Genomic DNA, 24387 nt, shown 5'->3' with positions numbered 1-24387 from the left:
AATGGTCGCGCCCGGCACCACGCCGGCCGTATCCCCCGGATAAGGGAGCAGCCCGCATGACGTCCCCCGCCTTCACCTACCAGTCCGGCTTCGGCAACGAGTTCGCGACGGAGGCGCTGCCGGGCGCGCTGCCCGTCGGCCGCAACTCGCCGCAGCGCCCGCCCTACGGACTCTATGCCGAACAGATCAGCGGAACCGCCTTCACGGCCCCCCGTGCGCACAACCGCCGCTCCTGGCTCTACCGCATTCGCCCGGCGGTGGTGCATGAGCCGTTCCGGCCGATGGAGTCCGGCCGGCTGACCAGCCGCTTCGACGAGGTGCCGGCCCCGCCGACGCAACTGCGCTGGAACCCGCCGCCGATGCCGGACGCGCCGACCGACTTCGTTGCCGGGCTCGTCACCATGGGCGGCAACGGCGGACCGCAGGCGCAGGCGGGCTGCGGCATCCATCTCTACGCCGCCAACCGGTCGATGGAGGGACGCTTCTTCTACGATGCCGACGGCGAGTTGCTGATCGTGCCGCAGCAGGGCCGGCTGCGCCTGTTCACCGAGCTGGGCGTGCTGGAGGTCGAACCGCAGGAGATCGCGCTGATCCCCCGCGGCCTGCGCTTCCGCGTCGAACTGCCGGACGGCACCGCCCGCGGCTATGTCTGCGAGAATTACGGCGCGCCCTTCCGCCTGCCGGACCTTGGCCCCATCGGTTCAAACGGGCTGGCCAACCCGCGCGACTTCCTGACCCCCGGCGCTTGGTACGAGGATGTCGAGGGTGCCTTCGAACTGGTGGCGAAGTTCGACGGCCATCTGTGGAGCGCGCCTATCGGCCATTCGCCGCTGGACGTCGTCGCTTGGCACGGCAACCACGCGCCATGCAAATACGACCTGCGCCGCTTCAACACCATCGGCTCGATCAGCTTCGATCACCCGGATCCGTCGATCTTCCTGGTGCTGCAATCGCCCAGCGACACGCCCGGTGTCGACAGCATCGACTTCGTCATCTTCCCGCCGCGCTGGCTGGTGCAGGAGGACACCTTCCGCCCGCCCTGGTTCCACCGCAACATCGCCAGCGAGTTCATGGGCCTGATCCATGGCGTCTACGACGCCAAGGAGGAAGGGTTCCTGCCCGGCGGGGCAAGCTTGCACAACTGCATGAGCGGCCACGGGCCGGATGCGGAGACCTTCGCCAAGGCCACCGCCGCCGACACCACCCGGCCGCAGCGGGTCGGCGACACCATGGCCTTCATGTTCGAAACGCGCGCCGTCATTCGTCCGACGCGGCACGCACTGGAAACTGCCGAGCTTCAGCACGATTATTACCGCTGCTGGCAGGGGCTGGCGAAGCGCTTCGACCCGCACCGCCCGTAAGCGGGCAGGGCGGAGCACCCGCCGGCCCCGACCATGCGACAATTTGTCTCGACGGCACGCGCGCGGCCTTTCACACTGCGCCTTGCCGATCCGTGAAGCGCAGGGGAGGGGCCGATGGGGGCCGCTATGGGCAAAGAATTGGAATCCAGGTCGCTGCTCGACCGCATGATCGATCGGCTGACCGTGCAACGCGACGCGCTGGCCTGGGCCGAGCGTGCCGTCGCCGGCCGCGACGGCATGGTGCTGGAGGTGGGGCTGGGCAAGGGCCGCACCTTCGACCATCTGCGCCACCTGTTCCCGCCGCGCGACATCCTGGTCTTCGACATGTGGGTCCGGGTGCCGCCGGAACTGACGCCGGACGAGGACCGTCTGTTCGTCGGCGATTTCCAGGAAACCATGCCGGCGGCGGCGGAGCGGTTCGGCCGCTGCGCCCGGCTGGCCCATGCCGATTTCGGCAGCACCGACCGCAGCCACGACGCCCGCCAAGCGGCTTGGCTGGCGCCGCTGATCGACGCGCTGATGCTGCCGGGCGGCGTCGTGCTGTCCGACCGGCCGCTGGAGCGTCCCAACTGGACCCCGCTTCCCCTGCCGGCGGACGAACGCTGGCCCTACCATGCCTGGCGGGTGGAAGGCTGAGCGGTGCGGCGCCCATGCAGGGGGCAGGCATGCCGGGCGAAGGCATAAGGCCGGCAGTGGAAAACGGCCCGGCTGACGCCAATCTTCAGTCCCTTCCGCCCGTAAGGCCTCCGGCACCCATGCCGGGCTCCGCGGGGGCGGACGACGGTCGCGACGCTGAAGGCCTTTGATGGACCGCAATATTTTTCAATTCATTTGGAAGCACAGCGGCCGACAGCAGATCCTGCTCGCCCTGTTGACGATCGCGTCCTTCCCGGTGCTCTACGCATCGCTGGAACTGCCGAAGATCATCATCAACCGGGCCTTGTCCGATCCCCAGCCGGAACGCGAGATCCTGGGCGTCACCATGGGTCCGGTGACCTATCTGCTGGTGCTGTGCTTCACCTTCCTGGCGCTGGTGCTGGCCAACGGCGCCTTCAAGATGCGCATCAACACCTTCAAGGGGGTTGTCGGCGAACGGCAGGTGCGGCGGCTGCGCTTCATGCTGCTGGACCGCATGCTGCGCTTCCCGCTGCCGCATTTCTCCAAGGTCAGCCAGGGAGAGCTGATCTCCACCGTCGCGTCGGAAACCGAACCGCTGGCCGGCTTCATCGGCGATTCCTTCGCCCAGCCGCTCTACCAGGGCGGCACGATGCTGACGATCCTGCTGTTCCTGTTCATCCAGCAGCCGACCATCGGACTGGTGTCGATCGCGCTGATCCCGGTTCAGGCCTACATCATCCCCAAATTGCAGATCAAAGTGAAGCTGCTGGGGAAGGAGCGGGTTCGCAAGGTCCGGCAGCTGTCCGAACGCATCGGCGAAAGCGTGGAGAATGTCCGCGAGGTCCGCGTCAACGGCACCATCCGCTACGTCCTGGCCGAATTCTCCCAATATCTCGGCAGCATCTACTGGATCAGGCTGGAGATCTACAAGCGCAAGTATTTCGTCAAGTTCCTGAACAACTTCATCAACCAGATCACGCCCTTCTTCCTATTCTCCATCGGCGGTTATCTGGTCCTGCAGGGCGACCTGACCATCGGCGCGCTGGTGGCGGCGCTGTCGGCCTTCAAGGACCTGACCGCCCCCTGGAAGGAGCTGCTCGACTATTACCAGAACATGATCGACGCCCAGATCAAGTACGAGCAGATCGCCGACCAGTTCTCTCCGCCCTTCCTGTTCGACTGGAGCCCGTCGACGCCCGCCACGCCCGCCGACCTGAAGGCCCCGCTGCGGCTGGAGGCGGTGACCTGGGCCAATGAATACGGCGACCGCATGCTGCAGCGGCTGTCGCTGGAGGTGCCGCCGGGCGCGCTGGTCGGCATCGCCGGCACCAACGCGCTGGCGCTGCGCCGTCTGGCCGAGGTGCTGGTGCGCCTGTCGCCGCCGACCTCCGGCCGCATCACCATCGGCGACCAGACGCTGGACCAGCTGCCGCTCGACCTGCTTGGGCGCCGCATGGCCTATGCCAGCCCGGAACCGCGCATGTTCACCGGCAGCATGATGCAGAACATCACCTATGGGCTGCGCCATCGCCCGCCGCCCGACGATCCGGAAACCATGAGCCCCGCCCGCCGGCGCGAGATCGTGGAGGCCGAGGCGTCCGGCAACTCCGCCGACAGCATGGAAGGCATCTGGACCGATTTCGCCATGATCGGCGCGACCGACTGGGCCAGCCTGCGGCCCTGGTTCATGCAGTGTCTGGCGGCGACCGGCGGCGAAGGCGCCGTCTACCAGCGCGGCCTGCGCGAGGTGTTCGACCCCGACGACTATCCCTTCGTCGCCCAGCCGCTTCTGCGCGCCCGCCACTGGCTGCGCGACGCCATCGGCGAACGCGGGATGGACAAGCTGCTGGCCCGTTTCGACCGCGACCGCTTCAACCCCTATGCCAGCCTGGCGGAGAACCTGCTGTTCGGCCTGCCGGACGGCAAGCGGCTGACCGTCGCCCGCATGGTCAGCGACCCCACCATCCGCGCCCTGATGGAGGCGCACGGGCTGTGGGACTCCGCGGTGCGTCTGGGCCGGCGTTTCGCCATGCGGGTGGTGAGCGTCTACCGCGACAGCGCCGACGGCGACGTCATGATCATGCGCTACCCGCACATCGACGACTCCCTGTTCGAGGAATTGGTGGAGGCCGTCACCCGCCTCAAGCGCCGGTCCGAACGGCCCCAGCGCCGCCACCAGGAGGCGGACACGCTGCTGTTCGCCACCATGTTCCTGATGATCGTGCCCAAGCGCGACGGCATGGATTTCGCCCCGCCGCCGGAACGCGAGGCAATCATGGCGATCCGCCGCCGCCTGCTGGACGACATGCCGCAGGAGCTGCGCGACAAGGTCGCCGTCTTCGACCCGGATCTCTACCACCCGCGCCTGAACGTGATCGACAACCTGCTGTTCGGCCGCATCACAACGGAGGATCCGCGCGCGATCACGCAGCTGCGGGCATTGGTGGACGAGGCGCTGGAGCGGACCGACGCGCGCGCCTTCGTGCTGATCCTGGTGGCGCTGGGCGAGGTCGGCATCGGCGGCTCCCTGCTGCCGATCAGCGTGCGCCAGCGGGTGCAGCTGATCCGCGGCCTGATGAAGAAGCCCGACATCTTCGTGATCTATCAGGCGCTCAACAGCTACGACCCCGAAGAGCGGCTGCGCATCTTCCTGCGCATGAAGGAACTCCTGCCGACCATGACGATGATCGTGCTGGAGGAACGGATCACCGACAACCCGGCCTTCGATGCGATCTACGACCTGGAGGACGGCCGGCTCGTCCGGCGCGGCCAGAACGGCGGCGACCAGCAGGAGGACAGCATGCCCGGAGACGGGGAGGGCACCGACGAGCCCGCCCTGCGGCTGCTGTCGCGCTCCCCCGTCTTCTCCGACCTGCCGGAAACGGTGCTGCGCCGCATGCTGGCGGCATCGGAATGGCGGGCGGTGTCGGCCGGCGACTTCATCTACCGCAGCGGCGAGCCGTCGGAATTCGTCTTCGTCCTGGCGGAAGGCGAGGCGGAGTTGGTGCGGCTGATGCCCGACAACCAGCCGCCGCTGCACATCGCCTACATCAAGCCGCCGGAGGTGATCGGCGAGGTGGAGTTGCTGGCCGGCGTCCGCCGCTTCTCCACCATCCGGGCGCGCACCGACCTGCGTCTGCTGCGGCTGGACGGTGCGGCGATGCTGCGGCTTCTGCCGTCGGTGCCGGACCTGCCGATGCGGGTGATCCAGCAGATCGGCAAGCGCCTGACCAGCGAGGGACCGGCCGGCTCGGTGCCCACCCCGACGCCAGCAGAAACCAAGGCCGACAGCCGTACTGAAACAGAAGCATGACGAAATGAACGCCATGGGGCAGGGACGCCAAGCATCCCCTCTCCCCCCCGGGGAGAGGGTTAGGGTGAGGGGGGCGCACAGCGAGGATTCTCGGGATGGCCACGCCATGCCTCCCCCTCACCCCGACCCTCTCCCCGCTTTCGGCGGACCTCTGGTCCGCCTGTCGCGTCAGCGCAAACGAAGTTTGCGCGAGAGCGGGGGGGAGAGGGGGATAACGGCGCATTGCGGCTGGCCTCGGAAAATAGGCGGGAGAGCGCCAAGATGCTGAAGGTGGAGGGGCTGACGATCCGTTTCCGCAATGCGCCGGTCGACCGTCCGGTCGTCGACGGCGTCGGCTTCTCGGTCGGGGCGGGGCAGAGCGTGGCGCTGGTCGGCGAATCCGGATCCGGCAAGACGCTGACCTGCCGCAGCATCCTGGACATCCTGCCCCGCGGGGCGGAGGTGGCCGGCGGCTCCATCCTGTTCGGCGGGGGGCCGGAGGCGGTCGACCTGCTGCGCCTGCCGCGGTCGGGCCTGCGCGACATCCGCGGCAGCCGCATCTCGATGATCTTCCAGGAACCGATGAGCGCGCTGTCGCCGCTCCACAGCATCGGCGACCAGACCATGGAGGTGCTGCGGCTGCACGGCCACTGCAACCGCCGGAGCGCCCGCGACCAGTGCCTCGCCATGTTCGAGCGGGTGGGCTTCCCCGATCCGCAGCGCGCCTTCCGCTCCTACCCGTTCCAGCTGTCGGGCGGCCTGCGCCAGCGGGCGATGATCGCCATGGCGATGGTGGCGCGCCCGCAGCTGCTGATCGCCGACGAGCCGACCACGGCGCTGGATGTCACCCTGCAGGCCCAGGTGCTGGCGCTGATCAAGGAGCTGCAGGCGGAGACCGGCATGGCCGTGCTGCTGGTCACCCACGACTTAGGCGTGGTCGCCAACATGGCCGACGCCGTGGTGGTGATGCGCGCCGGCCGGGTGATGGAGTCCGGCTGCTGCGCCGACGTTCTGGGCCGGCCGCTGCACGGCTACACCCGCAAGCTGATGGCCGCCGCCCCCTCCATCCCCGAGATGACCTGCGCGATTCCCGCTTCGGGCGCGGAGGACGCCATCCTGGAGTTCCACGACGTCGCCAAGACCTATGAGCGCGGCTCCACCCGCGTGCGGGCGCTGGACGGGATCGACCTGTCCGTGCGACGGGGGGAGACGCTGGCCATCGTCGGCGAGTCAGGATCAGGCAAGACGACGATGGCGCGGCTTGCGATGCTGGCGGAGCGGCCGGACCCCGGCGGCCGCCTGCTGTTCCGGCCGTCCGCCGGGCAGCCGCCGCTCGACCTTCTTTCCGCCGCGGGGCCGGAGCTGACCGCCTACCGCCGCCGTGCCCAGATGGTGTTCCAGGATCCCTATGCCTCCCTCAGTCCCCGCATGAGCGTCGGCGAGATCATCGCGGAGCCGCTGGCGATCCACGGCGTCTGCGGCCGCGGCGAGGGGCGCGAGCGGGTGCGGGCGCTGATGGCGCAGGTCGGGCTCGACCCCGCCTGGGCCTGCCGCTATCCCCATGCCTTCTCCGGCGGCCAGCGCCAGCGCATCGGCATCGCCCGCGCGCTGGCGCTCGACCCGCAGCTGCTGATCTGCGACGAGCCGACCTCGGCGCTCGACGTGTCGGTGCAGGCGCAGGTGCTCGACCTGCTGGAATCGATCAAGCAACGGCTCGGCCTCAGCCTGATGTTCATCTCGCACGATCTGGCGGTGGTGGCGCGGCTGGCCGACCGCGTCGCGGTGATGCGCGCCGGCCGGGTGATGGAGCAGGCATCGCCCGCCGTCCTGTTCTCCGCCCCGCTGCATCCCTACACCCGCGCGCTGATCGCCGCCTCACCCGAACCGGATGTCAGCCGCCCGATCGACGTCGCCACCGTGGCGCTCGGCGCCGGCGCGCCCGACCTGTGGCCCGAACCCTTCCGCCCCACCCCCGACGGCGCCCCGCCCCCGCTGGTGGAAGCGGCACCCGGCCATTTCGTAAGGGGCCATTTCGCGAGGCGGGCGGCATGAAGACGGTTTTTAGCCCCGCCGGTTCGAATCACCCTCTCCCCCCCGGGGAGAGGGAAGGGGCCCACCGCTCTGCGGTGGGAAGGGTGAGGGGGACGCGCGGCGAGATGCTTGCAAATCTCCTGCGGCGCATCCCCCTCACCCTGACCCTCTCCCCGGGGGGGAGAGGGAAGTGGACCGCAGTAGTCCTCCTCCTCTTCACCACCCCCGCCGCCGCCTTCACCCCGCAGGAACCGGCGCTCCTGCGCGACGAGGTCACCTACGGCCTGCTGCCCCCCGTCCGCCAGCGCATGCCGGAAGAGCCGCTGATCGTCGATCCGACAGCCAAGGGACGCGACCTCGGCCGGTCCGGCGGCTGGATCCGCACCTTCATAACCCAGCGGCGCAACAGCCGCATCGCCGTGCTCTACGGCTATGCCCGGCTGGTCGGCTACGACGAGAAGCGGGAGCTGGTCCCCGACATCCTGAAGGATGTGACGGTCGTCGACGGGCGCGACTTCACCCTGACCCTGCGGGCCGGCCACCGCTGGTCCGACGGCGCCCCCTTCACCAGCGACGACATCCGCTACTGGTGGGAGGACATCGCCAACGATCCGATGCTGTCGCCGTCCGGCCCGCCGCGCTTCATGCTGGTGGACGGCAAGCCGCCGCAGGTCAGCTTTCCCGACGCGGTCACCGCCCGCTTCCGCTGGGAGGAGCCGAACCCCTATTTCCTGCCCACGCTGGCCGCCGCCCGGCCGCCCTTCATCTACCGGCCGGCCCATTACCTGAAGCGCTTCCACGCCCGCTACACCGGCGAGGCGGAGCTGGCGCCGCTGATCGCCAAGTACAAGGTCCGCAACTGGGCGGCCCTGCACAACGCGCGCGACGACATGTTCCGCATGGAGAATCCGGACGAACCGACCCTCCAGCCCTGGATGGCGATGTCGAAGGGCACCGGCAGCCATCTGCTGTTCCAGCGCAACCCCTACTACCACCGCTTCGACACGCGCGGCATGCAGCTGCCCTACACCGACGGGCTGGACGTGACGGTGATGGCAGGCGGGCTGATCCCGGCGCAGGTGGCCACCGGCAAGGCCGACCTCCAGGCCGAAGGGCTGACCTTCTCCCAGGTGCCGGTGCTGGTGGCGGGGGAGGGGGGCGGCAACTACCGCACCCTGCTGTGGCCGGAGGGCAAGGCGGCGGAGATCGCGCTCTATCCCAACCTGAACTACAACGACCCGGTCTGGCGCGGCCTGCTGCGCGATCCCCGCTTCCGCCGCGCCCTGTCGATGGGCATCGACCGGCGCATCATCAACCGCTCGCTCTTCTTCGGGCTGGCGCGCGAAAGCGGCGTGGACGTGCTGCCGGGAAGCCCGCTCTACAAGGCGGAGCGCACCGGCGTGTGGACCGGCTACGACCCCAAACAGGCTGCGGCTCTGCTCGACGAGATCGGGCTGAAGCGCCAGCGCGGCGAGCTGTACCGCGACCTGCCCGATGGCCGCCCGCTGGAGGTGATCGTGGAATCGGCCGGCGAGAAGCCGGAGGTGGCCGACGCGCTGCAGATCATCGCGGAGACCTGGCGCGACATCGGCGTCCGGCTGCTGGTGCGCACGGTGGACCGCGACGTGCTGCGCAACCGCGTCTATGCCGGCCAGACGATGATGGCGGTGTGGGGCGGCTGGGACAACGGCGTTCCCGATCCAGACAGCAGTCCGGAGGAGCTGGCCCCGATGACCCAGGAGAATTTCAGCTGGCCGAAATGGGGGCAGCATTACCAGACCTCCGGCAGTGCGGGGGAGCCCATCGACCTGCCGGTCGCGCAGGAGCTGATGGAGTTCGCCCGCCGCTGGCGCCACACCACCGACGAGACCGAACGGCGCGCCCTGTGGTCGGCGATGCTCGACATCCATGCCGACCAGATCTTCGCCATCGGCGTGGTATCGAAGACGCCGCAGCCGATCGCCGTGGCCAACCGCCTGCGCAACGTGCCGGACAAGGGGCTGTGGCTGTGGGATCCCGGCGCCTATCTCGGCATCTATCGGCCCGACGAGTTCTATTTCGCCGATGCCCGCCCGGCCGATCCCGAGCCGGCCGGCATCCACCGCAGGGGGGAATGACCGCCCATGCTGCGCTTTATCCTGCACCGGCTGCTGGTGATGATCCCGACCCTGATCGTGGTGTCGATCGTGATCTTCATCGTCATCAACCTGCCGCCCGGCGACTATCTGTCCAACCAGATCGCGGAGCTGCGCGCCACCGGCCAGGAAGCCGGTCTGGCAAAGGCGGAGTTCCTGCGCCGTGAATATGCGCTGGACCGGCCGCTGCCCGAGCAATATCTGGTCTGGATCGGCCTGTGGCCGGGGCCGAACGGTTTCAACGGCCTGCTGCAGGGCGACCTCGGCTGGTCGTTCGAGTTCAACAAGCCGGTGGCGGAGGTGGTGGGCGAGACCCTGTGGTTCACCGTCATCCTCAACGTCGCCGCGGTGCTGTTCGTCTATCTGGTCTCCTTCCCGCTGGGGGCGCTGGCGGCCATCCGCGCCAACAGCTGGGTCGATTACCTCGCCGCCACCATCGGCTATATCGGGCTGGCGACGCCCAACTTCCTGCTGGCGCTGATCCTGCTCTATTACGGGCAGAAATGGCTGGGCCTGCCGATCGGCGGGCTGGTGGACGCCCAGTACGAGAACCAGCCGATGAGCTGGGCCAAGCTCGGCTCGATCCTGCAGCACCTGATCGTTCCCACCATCGTCATCGGCCTGTCCGGCACCGCCGCCATGGTCCGCCGCCTGCGCGCCAACCTGCTGGACGAGCTGGGCAAGCCCTATGTCGTCACCGCCAAGGCGAAGGGCGTGCCGCCGCTGCGCCGGCTGACCCGCTATCCGCTGCGCATGGCGCTGAACCCCTTCGTCTCCGACATCGGCTCGCTGCTGCCGTCGCTGGTGTCGGGGTCGGTGCTGATCTCCGTCGTGCTCAGCCTGCCCACCATCGGGCCGGCCCTGCTGGAGGCGCTGCGGGCGCAGGACATCTTCCTGTCGGGCTTCATCCTGATGTTCATCTCGCTGCTGGTGCTGGTCGGCATGCTGATCTCCGACATCGCACTGGCCCTGCTCGATCCCCGCATCCGGCTGGGCAAGGCAAGGAAGGCGCAATCATGAGGGGTGAGGGCAAGAACGGCGGCTGGGACCACTACGTCGACAGCCGGCCCTATCCCGATCCGACCGCATCGGACGCCCCGGCGACCCGCTTCGATCCCGGCGCCTCGACCGGGCGGCTGATGCTGCGGCGATTCCTGCGCCACCGGCTGGCGGTGCTGGGGGCGCTGTTCCTCGGGCTCTCCTACCTCAGCCTGCCCTTCGTCGATTTCCTGGTTCCCTACGGCGCCAACGAACGCGACGTGGAGCATCTCTACGCCCCGCCGCAGGGCATCCACCTGTTCCACGAGGGGCAGTTTATCGGCCCCTTCGTCTACCCGACCACCGGACAGCCCGACCTGAAGGACTATCGCTGGCGCTACGAGGCGGACGAAAGCCGGCCGATGCCGCTGGAATTCTTCTGCCCCGGCAAGCCCTACCGTTTCCTGGGGCTGGTGGAGGCGCAAATGCGGCTGGTCTGCCCGCCGCCGGGGGCGACGCTGCATCTGCTGGGCACCGACCGGCTGGGCCGGGACATGCTGTCGCGTCTCGCCATCGGGGCGCAGCTGTCGCTGACCGTCGGGCTGCTGGGCATCGCCGTGTCCTTCGTCATCGGCATCACGCTGGGCGGCATGGCCGGATATTTCGGCGGCTGGATCGACGCCGGGGTCCAGCGCCTGTCGGAGATCCTGAAATCCCTGCCGGAGCTGCCGCTGTGGCTGGCGCTGTCCGCCGCGGTGCCGGCGCAATGGTCCCCGGTGACGGTGTTCCTCTGCATCTCCGTCATCCTGGGCCTGCTCGACTGGCCGTCGCTGGCCCGCGCCGTGCGCTCCCGCTTCCTGGCGTTGCGGGAGGAGGATTTCGTCATGGCGGCGGAACTGATGGGGGCAAGCCCGGCGCGGATCATTCGCCGCCACCTGCTGCCCAACTTCGCCAGCCACCTGCTGGCCAGCGCCACCCTGTCGATCCCCGCGATGATCCTGGGCGAGACGGCGCTGTCCTTCCTGGGGCTGGGCCTGCGCCCGCCGGCGACCAGCTGGGGGGTGATGCTGAACGACGCCCAGAATTTGATGGCCGTGGAAACCTATCCATGGGTGTCATTGCCGATGCTGCCGGTGATCCTGGTAGTCTTGTCCTTCAACTTCTTCGGCGACGGACTGCGTGACGCCCTGGATCCCTATCATGGCGATTGAGCCCTTTCCCCGGCGGGCACCAAGCCCTGCAAGCATGACCGTCACTCATATATCACACCGCATAGGTGGGTTGTCGCCGCTCGGCCGGAAGTCGGCTTGATGCGCGGCGAAATCCATGTGAGGGGTTCTATCCAGGCTGGAGCGCTGCCGCCGGCACCTGGACCAGACGCGCAACCAACGGGGCCAAGCCGGTCCTCAGACGAGCATAGTGATTTGATCTGCTACGGCTTTTCGGTTCCGACTCCTTGCTGAAGCGGAGTGTCCGAGCATGCACCAGCCCCTCGCCCCCTTTCGGTCCATCCACCCCGACCGGACACCGCCGCGCATCCTGCTCTACAGCCACGACACCTTCGGGCTGGGGCATCTGCGGCGATCGCGGACGATTGCCCAAGCCCTGGTGTCGGCCTTTCCCGATGCCTCCGCGCTGATCCTCACCGGCTCACCCGTCGCCGGCCGCTTCGATTTTCCGGAGCGGGTCGACCATGTGCGCCTGCCGGGCGTGGTGAAGCAGCCGGACGGCGGCTACACCGCCCGCAACCTCGGCCTGCCGATCGAGGAGACCACCGCCATCCGGGCGGAGATCATCCGCGCCACCGCCCGCGCCTTCCGCCCGACGCTGGCCATCGTCGACAAGGAGCCGACCGGCCTGCACGGCGAATTCCTGCCGGCGCTGGAGGAGATGCGGGCCGGCGGCAACACCCGCGTGGTGCTGGGCCTGCGCGACGTGCTGGACGCGCCCGAGGCGCTGCAGCCGGAATGGGAGCGCAAGGAGGCGGTGGCCGCCGTGGAGCGCTATTACGACCAGCTCTGGGTCTATGGCCTGCCGGAGGTCTACCGCCCGCTCGACGGCCTCGACCTGCCGCCGGACGTGGCGGCGCGCGTGCGCTACACCGGCTATCTGCGGCGGGAGCCGTCGGAGGGCGGCGGCGCCGTCCAGGCCGCGGACAGCCTGATGGCGGCGCCCTATGTGCTGGTGACGCCCGGCGGCGGCGGCGACGGGGCGGCCCTGGTCGACTGGACCATCGCCGCCTATGAAAGCGATCCGGATCTCGCCCCCAACGCCCTGATCGTCTACGGCCCCTTCCTGGAGGATGCCCGCCGTCAGGAGTTCGCCGCCCGCATCCGCCGGCTGAAGGGCAGGGTGGAAACCATCAACTTCCATTCCCGCATGGAAGACCTCTATGCCGGCGCCGTCGGCGTGGTGGCGATGGGCGGCTACAACACCTTCTGCGAGATCCTGTCCTTCGACAAGCCGTCGGTGCTGGCCCCGCGCACCCGCCCGCGGCTGGAACAGCGCATCCGGGCGGAGGCGGCGGAGGCGTTGGGCCTGCTGCGCACGCTGGACAGCGACCGCGACGGCGGCGACCCGCGGGCGATGGCCGATGCCATCCGTGCGCTGCCCGCCCAGCCGCTGCCCTCGGCCAGCCCGCTGCCCGGCCTGCTCGGCGGACTTGACCGCATCGTCGAGCTGACGCGCGAGGTGCTGGAAGCGGAGTCGGCGGTCGCCCGCGCCACCCCCGTCACCCCGATCCGGCGCGCGGCGGAACGGCTGTCCCGCGCCATGGCAGGCAAGCGCGCATGACCTTTGGATTGGAGAAGAACGGCAGCGAGCCGTCCCCCATGATTACGAAAGCCGTGCCGATCAAGCTGGCCGTGGTGGTGAAGGGATACCCCCGCCTTTCGGAAACCTTCATCGCGCAGGAGATCCTCGCCCTGCAGGAACGCGGCGTCGATCTGGCGATCTGGTCCCTGCGCCACCCCACCGACGGCCGCCGCCACGCCCTGCATGACCGCATCACCGCACCGGTCCATTACCTGCCGGAATATCTGCGCGACGAGCCGCGGCGGGTGCTGCGCGCGCTCGGCCGGCTGCTCGTCCGCCACCCGGCCGGGCTGGCTCGCACGGCGCTGGGCTGGCTGCGCGACCTGTGGCGCGACCGCACCGCCAACCGGGGCCGCCGCTTCGGTCAGGCGCTGGTGCTGGCGGCGGAGCTGCCGGCGGATGTTCCCTTCGTCTACGTCCATTTCCTGCACACCCCGGCCTCGGTCGGGCGCTATGCCGCGGCGATCCGCGGCATCGGCTGGGGCTTTTCCGCCCACGCCAAGGACATCTGGACCACCCCGGAGTGGGAGAAGCGTGAAAAGCTCGCCGACGCCCGCTTCGGCGTCACCTGCACCGCGGTGGGGGCGGCGCATCTGCGCGGGCTGGCGGCCGATCCCGCGCGCATCGACCTCGTCTATCACGGGCTGGACCTCGGCCGCTTTCCCGCCCCGCCTGACCGCGCGGACGCGCTGAACCGCGACGGCTCCGCCCCTACCCTTGCGGTGGAAATTCTGTCCGTTGGCCGGCTGGTGGAGAAGAAGGGCTACGACCGGCTGCTCGACGCCCTGGCGACACTGCCGGACGGCCTGCACTGGCGGCTGGTCCATATCGGCTCCGGCGATCTGAAGCATGACCTGCGCGCGCAGGCCGACCGTCTGGGGCTGTCGGACCGCATCGATTGGCGCGGCGCGCAGGACCAGGCGACGGTGATCGAGGCGCTGCGCCATGCCGACCTGTTCGTGCTGACCAGCGTGGTGGCGGGCGACGGCGACCGCGACGGCCTGCCCAACGTGCTGATGGAGGCGGCGAGCCAGCGCCTCGCCATCCTGTCCACCGCCGTGTCCGCCATCCCGGAATTCATCACGGACGGCACCCACGGCCTGCTGACCGACGGCACGCCGCCCGCCATCGCCGCGGCGCTGGAACGGCTCGCCACCGACCCGGCGTTGCGCCTGCGGCTGGGCGAGGCCGCCCATGCCCGGCTGCGCGCCGAGTTCGGCATGACCGCCGGCATCGACCGCCTCGTCCGCCGGCTGGAGGAGGCCGCGGCGTGAATGCCCAATCCCTGCCGCGTATCGCCTTCCATGCCCCGCTGAAGCCGGTCGACCATCCGGTGCCGTCCGGCGACCGCCAGATGGCGCGGCTGATCCTCCGCGCGCTGGAGGCGACCGGCCCGGTGGAGGTGGCGAGCAGCCTGCGCGTCTATGACGGCACCGGCGATGCCGCGCTCCAGGCTCGTTTGACAGCCGCCGCCGGCGGCGAGCGCGAGCGCCTGCTGTCCCTCTATGCCGCAGCGCCGGAGCGGCGCCCGTCGCTGTGGCTGAGCTACCATGTCTATTACAAGGCCCCCGACCTGATCGGGCCGCACATCGCCCGCAGCCTTGGCATCCCTTATGTCGTCGTGGAAGCGACCCGCGCCCGCAAGCGCCTGACCGGGCCCTGGTCCGCCTTCGCCGCCGCTGCCGAAGCCGCCATCGAATCGGCCGACCTCGTGCTCTGCGTCAGCGCCCGCGACCGGCAGGCGGTGGAGGCCTACGGCCCGCCCGGCCAGCGCGTGGCGATGCTGCCCCCCTTCCTCGACCTGCCGGCCTCCGTTGAACGCACCGGCCCGGACTCGCCGCCCCGCCTGCTGACCGTCGCCATGATGCGGCCGGGCGACAAGCTGGCCTCCTACCGCCTGTTGGCAGAATCCCTCGGCATCCTTGCCGACCAGCCCTGGACCCTCGACATCGTCGGCGACGGTCCGGCGGCGGCGGAGGTGTCGGCCCTGTTCGCCCCCTTCGGTCCGCGCGTGACACTCCACGGCGCCTGCGCCCCCACGGACCTCGCCGGCCGTTATCGCGCCGCCGACCTGCTGGTCTGGCCCGGCCTGAACGAGGCCTTCGGCATGGTCTATCTGGAGGCGCAGGCCCATGGGCTCCCCGTGCTCGCCGTCGACAATGCCGGCACCGGAACCGTCATCCGCGACGGCGTCGGCGGACGGCTGACCGGCCCGGCGCCGCAGGACTTCGCCGCGGTGCTGGCTGGTCTGCTCGCCGACTCGTCGGCCCTGCGGTCCCTCGGCCGAACCGCCCGCGCTTACGTCGAGGCGCATCACGGCCTGCCCGCTGCGGCGGAGCGTCTGCGCCACCTGCTGACCGCCCTGACCAGGCAGGTGCCGGCATGATTCGCCTCGCTTTCCTGCGCCACGGCATCACCGGCTGGAACCGCGAGGGGCGCATCCAGGGCCGCACCGACATCCCGCTCGACGCGGAAGGGCGCGAGCGCCTGTCCCGCCTGACCCTGCCGGATGACTGGCGCGACGCCACCCTGCACGCCAGCCCGCTGTCCCGCGCCGTGGAGACCGCCCGCCTGCTGGGCAACGGCCGCCCCGTCCACACCGATCTTCGCCTCATCGAAATGGACTGGGGCGCCTGGGAGGGGCTGCGCGGCCTGGACCTGCGCGCCGATCCCGACAGCGGCTACCGCGACATCGAAGACTGGAGCTGGGACTTCCGCCCCCCCGGCGGCGAAAGCCCCGCCGACGTCCGCGACCGCCTGACCGGCTGGCTGCACTCCCTCTCAACACAGCAAGAATCCCCTCTCCCCCCCGGGGGGAGGGTTAGGGTGAGGGGGAGGCACGGCGAGGATTCTCGTGACAGCCACACGATGCATCCCCCTCACCCCGACCCTCTCCCCGGGGGGGAGAGGGGGATGCATCCCCCTCACTTCGTCGTCATCCACCTCGTCGTCACCCATATCGGCGTGATGCGCGTCGCCCTGGCGCTCGCCTGGGGCTGGGACTTCCGCGGACCGCCGCCGGTGCCGGTGAAGCGCGACCGCCTCTATGCCATGACGCTCACCGAAGACGGCACCCTCCGCCCGGCCGGCAACCGCGAGGGAGAGCGCCTGTCGTGAAGCTCATGATCGTCGTCACCCATCTGCTGGGCACCGGCCATCTCAGCCGCGCGCTCGCCCTGGCGGAGGCCTTCGCCGGCCGCGGCTGGAGCGTCGATGTGGTCAGCGGCGGGCGCCCGGCTCCCCATCTCGACACCGGCGGCGCCACCCTGCACCAACTGCCGCCGCTGGCGAGCGACGGCGCCGATTTCGCCACGCTGCTGACCGCCGACGGGCATCCCGCCGATGCAGGGACCTTCGCCGCGCGGCGCGCGATGCTGACCGGCCTGCTCGACAGCCTCCGTCCCGACGTTCTCGTGACCGAACTCTTCCCCTTCGGCCGCCGCGCGCTCGCTGCCGAGTTCGACGACCTGCTGGAGCGCGCCCGCAGCCTGCCGGCCCCGCCGCTGACCCTCGCCTCCGTCCGCGACATCCTGGCCCCGCCGTCCAAGCCGGCGCGGGTGGCGGAGACGGAACGCCGGCTGCTCGGCTTCTATGACGGCGTGCTGGTCCATTCCGACCCCGCCGTGGTGCCGCTGGAGGACAGTTGGCCGCTGACCCCGGCGATGCGTCCGCTGCTGCGCTACACCGGCTTCGTCGTCCCGCCGCCGGCCCTTGGCGACGGCGGCACGGACGGGCAGGGCGAGATCCTGGTCACGGCAGGCGGCGGCCCGGTCGGCCGTCCCGTCTTCGAGGCCGCCGCCCTTTGCGCCGCTTCCGCCGCCATGCCGCAACGCTGGCGCCTGCTGGTGGCGAAGGGCGACGCGGCGCTGGCCGACCGGCTGCGCGCCATGGCCCCATCCGACCGCCTGCTGGTGGAGCCGGTGCGCCCCGACTTCCGCGCCCTGTTGGGCCGTGCTGCGGCCTCGGTCGGGCGCTGCGGCTACAACACGGCGCTCGACTGCCTGACGGCCGGCGTTCCCAGCGTCTTCTGCCCCTTCGAGGACGGCAAGGAGGTCGAGCAGACCATCCGCGCCGCCATCCTGGCCCGCCGCCCCGGCATCGCCATGCTGCGCGAAGCGGCACTGACCCCCGACAGCCTCGCAGGCGCCCTGCAGTCCGTCCTGGCCGTGCGCATCCCGCCGCTCGCCCCGGCATCGCTGGCCGGGGCGGCACGCAGCGTGGAGATCGTCGAGGCCATGCTGGCGGAGAAGACATCATGACGAGCTGGACCGCCGTAAACGAAGAACTCGCCCGTTGGACGGATCTCGGCCTCCGCTGCACTTTCTGGCTGCGCGACGACGACGCGGTCGCCGCCGGCCCGCAGCTCGACCGATTGCTGAATCGCTGCACCCAGGCCGGCATCCCCCTCGGCCTTGCCGTCATCCCGGCGGATACCGAGCGCTCGCTCGCCGACGCGCTGGCGGAGCAGCCGCATGCGACCGTGCTGGTCCATGGCTGGGCCCACGCCGACCATGCCGCCCCCGGCAAGAAGAAGTGCGAGTTCGGCCCCGAACGTCCGCCCGAGCTCCGCCGGGCCGAGGCCGAACGCGGCCTGTCCGTCCTGCGCGCCCTGTTCGGGAACCGCGTTCTGCCGCTGTTCGTCCCACCCTGGAACCGCATGGCCCCCGACATGCCGGCGTGCCTGTCGGCCGCCGGCTATCGCGCCGTCTCCGCCTTCGGCCCATCCCCGGCCCCCCGTGACGGCATCGCCTGGATCAACACCCATCTCGACCTGATCGACTGGCGCGGCAGCCGCTCCGCCGTGCCGCTCGACGCCCTGCTCGACCTGCTGTGCCGCGAACTGCGCGAACGGCGGGAGGGCCAGCGCGACCCGCATGAGCCCATCGGCCTGCTGACCCACCACCGGGCCCATGACGAGGCGATCTGGGACCTGCTCGACCGCCTGCTCGACGGGCTCGCCGGCCATCCGGCGGTGGAGTGGCCGGCTGTCGGCACACTGTGCCGGACCTGAAAACGCAAACCCTGAAAAATGCAAAAGGGGCCGACCCGCGCCTTTGGCGACGCGGATCGGCCCCGTCTTGCAGTGCTGTCCTCGCGGGAGAGCTTACGCCGCGAGATCGGTGATGTAGCCCGTGGCGGCACCGATGCTGGTGTTGCCGTGGGTCAGGTTCAGAAGGAAGTTCTCCGTTCCTTCATTGCCCGAATTGTCGCCGTTGATGTGGACGGTGACGGTCTTGGTGGTCTCGCCCGGCTGGAAGGTCAGGCTGCCGCTGGCGGCGGTGTAGTCCGACCCGGCCTTGGCCGTGCCGTCCTCGGTCGAATAGTCGATGGTGGTTGCGGTGGTGACCGCGTTGGCCAGCTGCACGGTGAAGACCGCCTCGTCGCTGCCCGCCACGGTGCCGGAGCTGCCGGTGCCGGACGCCAGACCCGCCTTGATGATGTTCATCTTGTTCGAGTCGATGGTCTTGTAATCGTCCTGCAGCAGGCCGCCCACGTCGCCCGATTCCGGCGTCCAGGCCCAGTAGGTCCAGTTCATGCCCTGCTGGCCGGCCGGCAGGTCGCTCTTGCCGTCCAGATCCCAGTCGCCGTTCAGATACTTGACGAAGGCGTTGGCCCAGGTCTGCTCGGCGGCGCTGTTCATCTGGCCGCCGAACTCGCCGATCAGCACGGGGGCGATGTTGTTCTTGTAGATGTAGCCCCACATGCCGTCGTACTGGGCCGGCAGGTTGTTGGGGAAGTTCGAGTCCTGCAGCCAGCTGAAGTTGCCGACGCTGTGGCCGTAGGCGTGCGGCGAATAGACCAGCTTGTTCGGCACGTCGAACTCGATGGGGCGGTCCTTCACGCCGGCCAGCGTGCTGCTCCACTCCGTGCCTTCGACCAGCATCAGCCAGTCCTTGTTGACGGACTGGATGGCGTTGCCGATGCGCTCGGCGGCCGAGGCCCAGTCGGTGGCGGGGTTGCCGCCCCAGGTGGCGGACACGCTCGGCTCGTTGTGCAGGTCGGCGCCGACCACCGCCTCGTTGCCGGCATAGTGCTTGGCCAGCATCTTCCAGTTTTCGATGACCTTCGATTCCGGGTTCTTGTCGGTGTACCACAGCCCGTGTTCGTTGGTGCCGGCGCCGCCGTCGTTGCGGTGGTGGTCGAGGATCACCTTCATGCCGACCTTGCCGGCATAATCGATGACCTTGTCATAGACCTCCAGCCGGGTCAGGCCCTTCAGGTCCGGGTTCTTCGAATAGTCGATGCCGTTGGTGACGGCCTCGCTGTCGAACATGTCGTCCGCCCAGGTCAGGCGGATGACGTTGAAGCCCAGGCCCTTCATGCTGTCGATGTGGCCCTGGTAGCTGTCGGCCCACAGGCCGGCGGGCACGTAGTTGTAGCCCTCGCCGCCGAACCAGTTGACGCCGGTCAGGCGGACGTTGTTGCCGCTTTCGTCGACGATCTGGTTGCCCTTGGTGCTCAGGAAGCCGTTGATCGACCCGCTGCTCTGGCTCTCCACCATGCCCGGATCGGCGACGGTGACGTTGCCCACCTTGACCGACGGCGTGCTGCCGTTGCCGGCGGAGCCCCCCGTGGAGCCCCCCGCGCTGCCGCCCTTGCCGCTGTCGGTGCTGCCGCCGTCGGTGGTGCCGCCGTCGGTGGTGCCGGTATCGCCGCCGGCGTCGCCGGTGGAGGCGTTGAAGTGGCTGGCATCCAGCTTCGCGGTCAGCGTAGCGTTCCAATAGAGGTCGGTGGTGGCGCCGAGGTCGGCACCGTCGGCTTCACGCAGGACCGACACGGCATCGTCGGTCGCCGCAACGGCCTTGCCGTCGACGCTGACGCTGTGGACGTACAGGTTGCGGTCGGCACCGTCGACCATGGCGTCGTTGTCGTACTTCACCTCGACCGAATGGGCTGCGCCCTGGGCCAGATCGGCGGTGAACTTGAATTCCTTGGCTTCGGCGCTGTCGGCGATCCCCTTGCCGATCTCCTTGCCGTCGACCAGCACGGTGAAGTGCGCGCCCTCGCCGGCCGCGGCAGTGCCGGCGGCATTCACGGCGATGACGTTCTGCGCGGTGCCGGCGGCCGGGGCGGCCGGGGCGGCGGTCTGGGCCGCGGTGTAGTAGCTGGCGGGGGTGCTGAAGGTCAGCGCGCCGTCCCACCACATGGCTTCCTGGCCGGCCTGGGTCGGCGCCGGGGCAGCATCGTCATAGCGTTCGTAGATGGCATCGGTCGGCTGCAGCGTGTGGCCGTTCACCTCGATCGACTGGACGTAGAGGTCGCGACTTGCGCCGGTCACGGTGTCGTTGTCGTAAACGACCTGGACGCTGTGCGCCGTATTGGCCGCAAGGTCGGCAGTGAAGCTGTAGGCCTTCGACGAGGCGGTCGCCGCATTGGCCGTCCCGACCTCCTGACCATCCACCAGCAGCTTGAAATTCGGCGCGACACCGTCCGCGGACTGGCCGTAGGCGTTGACGACGATCTTGCTCGGCGTGGTGGTCGTGCTCATGACTTCGATCCTATGTCCGTTTCGTTGAAGCCATGCTGGCGTTCCAATGGTTAACGAAACCTTTCCAAATCCGGTTAAGTTTTCTCGAACCTTGTGGCAAATTTGGCTCGGCCGGTCACAGGGGCGGTCAAGGGGGATGGGCTACGTTCGGCAACTATATCCCATCATGGTCACAGGGATCGCCAGACTGCTATCAGTCTTTCCTTCAAAGACACAATATCAGCTTTAGAAGGCAAAAACCTGACAAGACAATCTCGAAAGACATAGATCCATCTACTAGGAAGCTCCACGCGCTTTCGGAATTATAGTTTCACGTGTCCGCCGAACAGCGACCGATAATTGTCAAAAATACTTATTCGTCCGAGTGCACGATTGGCCCTTAACCTAACGCGCTGAGGTACGGCCATGGGGGTAATTCGAAGTCGCAACCGACCTTTCGCGTACGCAAAAAGGTTAAGAATCGTGATCGAGCAAGGCGACCCGGCAGCAACGTTAATGGCTTCTTTAACAGATAATATTCCTATCATTCGCAGACATGAGAGCACCCCGCACGTATGGGCGTACGGGGCGGGGCAGGGATAAGGCAACGATGGAGTGCGGGCGCGCCGGCCGGCACGCCCCGACCATGCCGATGAACCGGGCAAACTCCGGCGTGGATGGCCGATCGAACAGATGGGACGGGCAGGCATCGAACTTGCTGCGCGGCCATGCGCTCGCCGCCAAGCTGATTCCGCTGACCGGCGAGGCGGGACGGCCCGCATCGGCGCCATCGAGGACCTCCACGAACGATTGGAAGAACTCTAACTCCGTGAGCCGCCTTGCTTTCCGGCGGCAATGGCGACACCTTGGTATGGCACGCGAACGGTCGTCAGGCGCCACCCGAACGGTTGCCCGCCCCGGCTGTTGCATTGCGGACCAGTCACCCCGCCGTCCTCCCAAGGTGGCAGCCGCTTGTGCCGGCGCACCGGACGGCCCAGCCAACAGAGGACGGCCCCCGCGGCCGGAACCATATGCGCCGTCATCGCCGCGCCAAGATCGTCGCCACCGTCGGACCGGCCAGCAACTCGCCCGAGATGCTGAAGACCCTGTTCCTGGCCGGCGTCGACACCTTCCGGCTGAACTTCAGCCATGGCACCCACGACGACCACGCCAAGGTCCACCGCGCCATCCGCGAGTTGGAGGCGGAGGTCGGCCGTCCCATCGGCATCCTGCAGGACCTGCAGGGGCCGAAGATCCGCGTCGGCACCATCCGCGACGGCAAGATCGCCGTCGCCACCGGCGAGCGGATCCGCTTCGTCCTGCAGGGCAGCGACGGCGACAAGCGGTCGATTCCGCTGCCGCACCCGGAAATCTTCGCCGCCATCATGCCGGGCCACCATCTGCTGATCGACGACGGCCGCGTCCGCGTCGAGGTGGTCGAACTGGGCGACGACTGGATCGAGGCCCGCGTCGTCGTCGGCGGCACCATCTCCAACCGCAAGGGCGTCAACCTGCCGGGCACCATCCTGGATCTGTCGCCCCTCACTTCCAAGGACCGCGCCGACCTCGCCTTCGGGCTGGAGCTGGGGGTGGACTGGGTCGCCATGTCCTTCGTCCAGAAGCCGGGTGACATCATCGAGGGCCGCGGCCTGATCGGCGACCGCGCCGGCATCATGGCGAAGATCGAGAAGCCGCAGGCGCTGGAGCGGATCGACGACATCATCCGCCTGTCCGACGCGGTGATGGTGGCGCGCGGCGACCTCGGCGTCGAAATCCCGCACGAGGACGTGCCCGGCCGGCAGAAGGAGTTGGTGCGCGCCTGCCGCCTGGCGGTGAAGCCGGTGATCGTCGCCACCCAGATGCTCGATTCGATGGTCTCCGCCCCGACCCCGACGCGGGCCGAGGCGTCGGACGTGGCGACCGCCATCTATGACGGCGCCGACGCGGTGATGCTGTCGGCGGAATCGGCGTCCGGCCAATATCCGGTCGAAGCGGTGACGATGATGGACCGCATCATCCGCTCCACCGAGCAGCACAAGCTCTACCACTCGCTGATCCAGGCGACCCATCCGGGCGAGGAGCACAGCCCGCCCCATGCGGTGGCCGCCGCCGCCGCCGACCTGGCCAACAGCCTGCATTCCTCGGCCATCGTCGCCTTCACCTCCAGCGGCACCACCGCGGCGCGCATCGCCCGCAAGCGGCCGGAGGTGCCGATCCTGGCGATCACCCCCGACACGGCGGTGTCGCGCCGGCTTTGCCTGCTGTGGGGTGCCCACAGCATCCTGTCGGACGACATCCGCACCTACGAGGAGATGGTCGACCGCGCCATCGCCACCGCGCGGGCGGAGGAGTTCGCCGGCAAGACCGGCACCATGGTGGTCGTCGCCGGCATCCCCTTCGCCCAGGCCGGCACCACCAACAACCTGCGCGTCATCCAGATGGAAGCGAAGGCCTGAGGACGAACCGGAGCGGTGGCACTGCCGCCGCTCCGCCGTCTTCTACCGCTCCATCTTCGTCGACAGCACGATCGACGACATCGTCCGCTCCACCCCCGGGAGGCGGCCGATGGTGTCGAGCGCCGCGTCCATCGCGTCATGGGTTTCGGTGCCGACGGTGGCGCACAGGTCGTATTGGCCGCTGATGCTGTGCAGCCGGATCACCTCCGGCATCTTGCGCAGGGCGTGGACGGCGCGGTCGGCCAGTTTGGCGTTCACGCTGATCATCACCAGGGCCGACACGCCGCGGCGCGGCGCCGGGTCGCCCAGCTTCACCGTATAGCCGGCGATCACCCCCTGCCGTTCCAGCCGGGCGATGCGGTCCTGCACAGTGGAGCGCGACAGCCCCAGCGCCCGGCCCAGCGCCGCCGTGCTGGTGCGCGCGTTCACCGTCAACAGGTCGATCAGCCGGCGATCGAGGTCGTCCATGGAGGTCCGTCACAGGGGGTGGGGCACTTGTAAAGCCCTCTCCCGTCCCGGGAGAGGGAGGGCATAATCCCCTCTCCCCCCGGGGAGAGGGTTAGGGTGAGGGGGGCGCGTAGCAGAATTTATCGGGAAAGGCACGCAGTGCATCCCCCTCACCCCGACCCTCTCCCCGGGGGGGAGAGGGAGATACCGCGGGAGAGGGAGGTCAAAGCAACCGCCCCCCTAACCCTCGCAGCCCGCCTGATAGCGTTCCATCGCGGCGCGGATGTCGTCGGGGATCGGCACCGCGGCGAAATCGTCCAGCGAGGTGGTGACCAGCGTCAGGCTGCCCGACAGCCGGACCTGCCCCTCATGCTCGCCGTTGATGCGCAGCTTGACGGAGCTGCGGCCAAGCCGCTCCAACAGGACTCCCAGCGTCAGGGTGTCGCCCATGCGGCTGGGGATCACGAAATCGCATTCCGCATGCACGATCGGCAGACCCAGCCGCCGCTGCAGGATCATCGTCGCATAGTCGATGTCCAGCCCCTGGGTGAACCAGTCCTCCACCGTCCCGTTGAACATGTCGAAATAAACCGGGAAATAGACGATTCCGGCGGGATCGCAGTGGGAAAAGCGAATGGGCCGCTGCATCCGGAAACAGCCCGGCGGCAGAGGCCGGGGGCTGGGGTTCTGTTCAGGGCGGCGCGACCGCTCGCTGTACTCGTGCATCTCTCGATCAATCCTTGTTCCGCACTGGCTCCGGACATATGGGGTGGCCGGGCCGTTGCGG

The 24387-nt window shown here is 69.1% G+C and carries 17 protein-coding genes; 14 read left to right on the top strand and 3 right to left on the bottom strand.

The genetic code is table 11. The annotated features are described in order from the left end of the window. Positions 1–56: 56 nt before the first annotated feature. From hmgA to FZ983_RS06545, 13 genes are all read left to right on the top strand, one after another. A complete protein-coding gene (hmgA, locus tag FZ983_RS06610; RefSeq protein WP_149222782.1) occupies positions 57–1361 on the top strand; it encodes a homogentisate 1,2-dioxygenase in 1305 nt (434 codons plus the stop codon). A 126-nt stretch (positions 1362–1487) separates the two neighbouring features. Beyond that, entirely contained in the window at positions 1488–1997 is a 510-nt protein-coding gene (locus FZ983_RS06605; RefSeq protein ID WP_247883624.1) for a class I SAM-dependent methyltransferase, read from the top strand. Positions 1998–2166: 169 nt separating this feature from the next. Continuing rightward, positions 2167–5292 (top strand): ABC transporter transmembrane domain-containing protein, encoded by a 3126-nt coding sequence (locus FZ983_RS06600; protein WP_149222780.1) that lies wholly within the window; start codon positions 2167–2169, stop codon positions 5290–5292. 261 nt (positions 5293–5553) lie between these two features. Continuing rightward, positions 5554–7323: an ABC transporter ATP-binding protein gene (locus FZ983_RS06590; RefSeq protein ID WP_149222778.1), complete on the top strand. Its 1770-nt coding sequence runs from the start codon at positions 5554–5556 to the stop codon at positions 7321–7323. A 104-nt stretch (positions 7324–7427) separates the two neighbouring features. Continuing rightward, on the top strand, positions 7428–9419 hold the full coding sequence (locus FZ983_RS06585) for an ABC transporter substrate-binding protein (RefSeq protein WP_149222777.1): 1992 nt from the start codon (positions 7428–7430) through the stop codon (positions 9417–9419). Between the two features lie 6 nt (positions 9420–9425). Beyond that, on the top strand, positions 9426–10457 hold the full coding sequence (locus tag FZ983_RS06580; RefSeq protein ID WP_149222776.1) for an ABC transporter permease: 1032 nt from the start codon (positions 9426–9428) through the stop codon (positions 10455–10457). Next, entirely contained in the window at positions 10454–11626 is a 1173-nt protein-coding gene (locus tag FZ983_RS06575; protein WP_149222775.1) for an ABC transporter permease, read from the top strand. The genes FZ983_RS06580 and FZ983_RS06575 overlap by 4 nt, the downstream gene beginning before the upstream one ends. A gap of 268 nt (positions 11627–11894) precedes the next feature. Continuing rightward, a complete protein-coding gene (locus FZ983_RS06570; RefSeq protein WP_149222774.1) occupies positions 11895–13208 on the top strand; it encodes a hypothetical protein in 1314 nt (437 codons plus the stop codon). Between the two features lie 38 nt (positions 13209–13246). Beyond that, positions 13247–14503: a glycosyltransferase family 4 protein gene (locus FZ983_RS06565; protein WP_149222773.1), complete on the top strand. Its 1257-nt coding sequence runs from the start codon at positions 13247–13249 to the stop codon at positions 14501–14503. Then, positions 14500–15615, top strand: coding sequence for a glycosyltransferase family 4 protein (locus FZ983_RS06560; RefSeq protein ID WP_149222772.1), 1116 nt, complete (start codon positions 14500–14502; stop codon positions 15613–15615). Before FZ983_RS06565 ends, FZ983_RS06560 begins: the two co-directional genes overlap by 4 nt. Continuing rightward, on the top strand, positions 15612–16346 hold the full coding sequence (locus tag FZ983_RS06555) for a histidine phosphatase family protein (RefSeq protein WP_149222771.1): 735 nt from the start codon (positions 15612–15614) through the stop codon (positions 16344–16346). Before FZ983_RS06560 ends, FZ983_RS06555 begins: the two co-directional genes overlap by 4 nt. 5 nt (positions 16347–16351) lie before the next feature. After that, entirely contained in the window at positions 16352–17488 is a 1137-nt protein-coding gene (locus FZ983_RS06550; protein WP_247883666.1) for a glycosyltransferase, read from the top strand. Continuing rightward, entirely contained in the window at positions 17485–18240 is a 756-nt protein-coding gene (locus tag FZ983_RS06545; protein ID WP_149222769.1) for a polysaccharide deacetylase family protein, read from the top strand. The genes FZ983_RS06550 and FZ983_RS06545 overlap by 4 nt, the downstream gene beginning before the upstream one ends. Positions 18241–18333: 93 nt before the next feature. Here the strand turns inward: FZ983_RS06545 and FZ983_RS06540 are convergent, their stop codons facing one another. Continuing rightward, positions 18334–20718 carry a carbohydrate-binding domain-containing protein gene (locus FZ983_RS06540; RefSeq protein ID WP_149222768.1) on the bottom strand — a complete coding sequence of 795 codons (2385 nt, stop codon included), beginning with the start codon at positions 20716–20718 and terminating at the stop codon, positions 18334–18336. Between the two features lie 1010 nt (positions 20719–21728). Between FZ983_RS06540 and pyk the strand changes: the two genes are divergently transcribed. After that, positions 21729–23153, top strand: coding sequence for a pyruvate kinase (gene pyk, locus FZ983_RS06535; protein WP_149222767.1), 1425 nt, complete (start codon positions 21729–21731; stop codon positions 23151–23153). Between the two features lie 42 nt (positions 23154–23195). Here pyk and FZ983_RS06530 read toward each other — a convergent pair whose 3' ends face one another. After that, complete coding sequence (locus FZ983_RS06530) at positions 23196–23621, bottom strand: Lrp/AsnC family transcriptional regulator (RefSeq protein ID WP_149222766.1); 426 nt, start codon at positions 23619–23621, stop codon at positions 23196–23198. Positions 23622–23840: 219 nt separating this feature from the next. After that, positions 23841–24326 carry a thioesterase family protein gene (locus FZ983_RS06525; protein WP_149222765.1) on the bottom strand — a complete coding sequence of 162 codons (486 nt, stop codon included), beginning with the start codon at positions 24324–24326 and terminating at the stop codon, positions 23841–23843. Positions 24327–24387 lie beyond the last annotated feature (61 nt).

Origin of the sequence: Azospirillum sp. B21 (assembly GCF_008364825.1) — a bacterium.
Lineage (GTDB): Bacteria > Pseudomonadota > Alphaproteobacteria > Azospirillales > Azospirillaceae > Azospirillum.
This window is presented reverse-complemented; position numbering and strand designations above follow the sequence as displayed.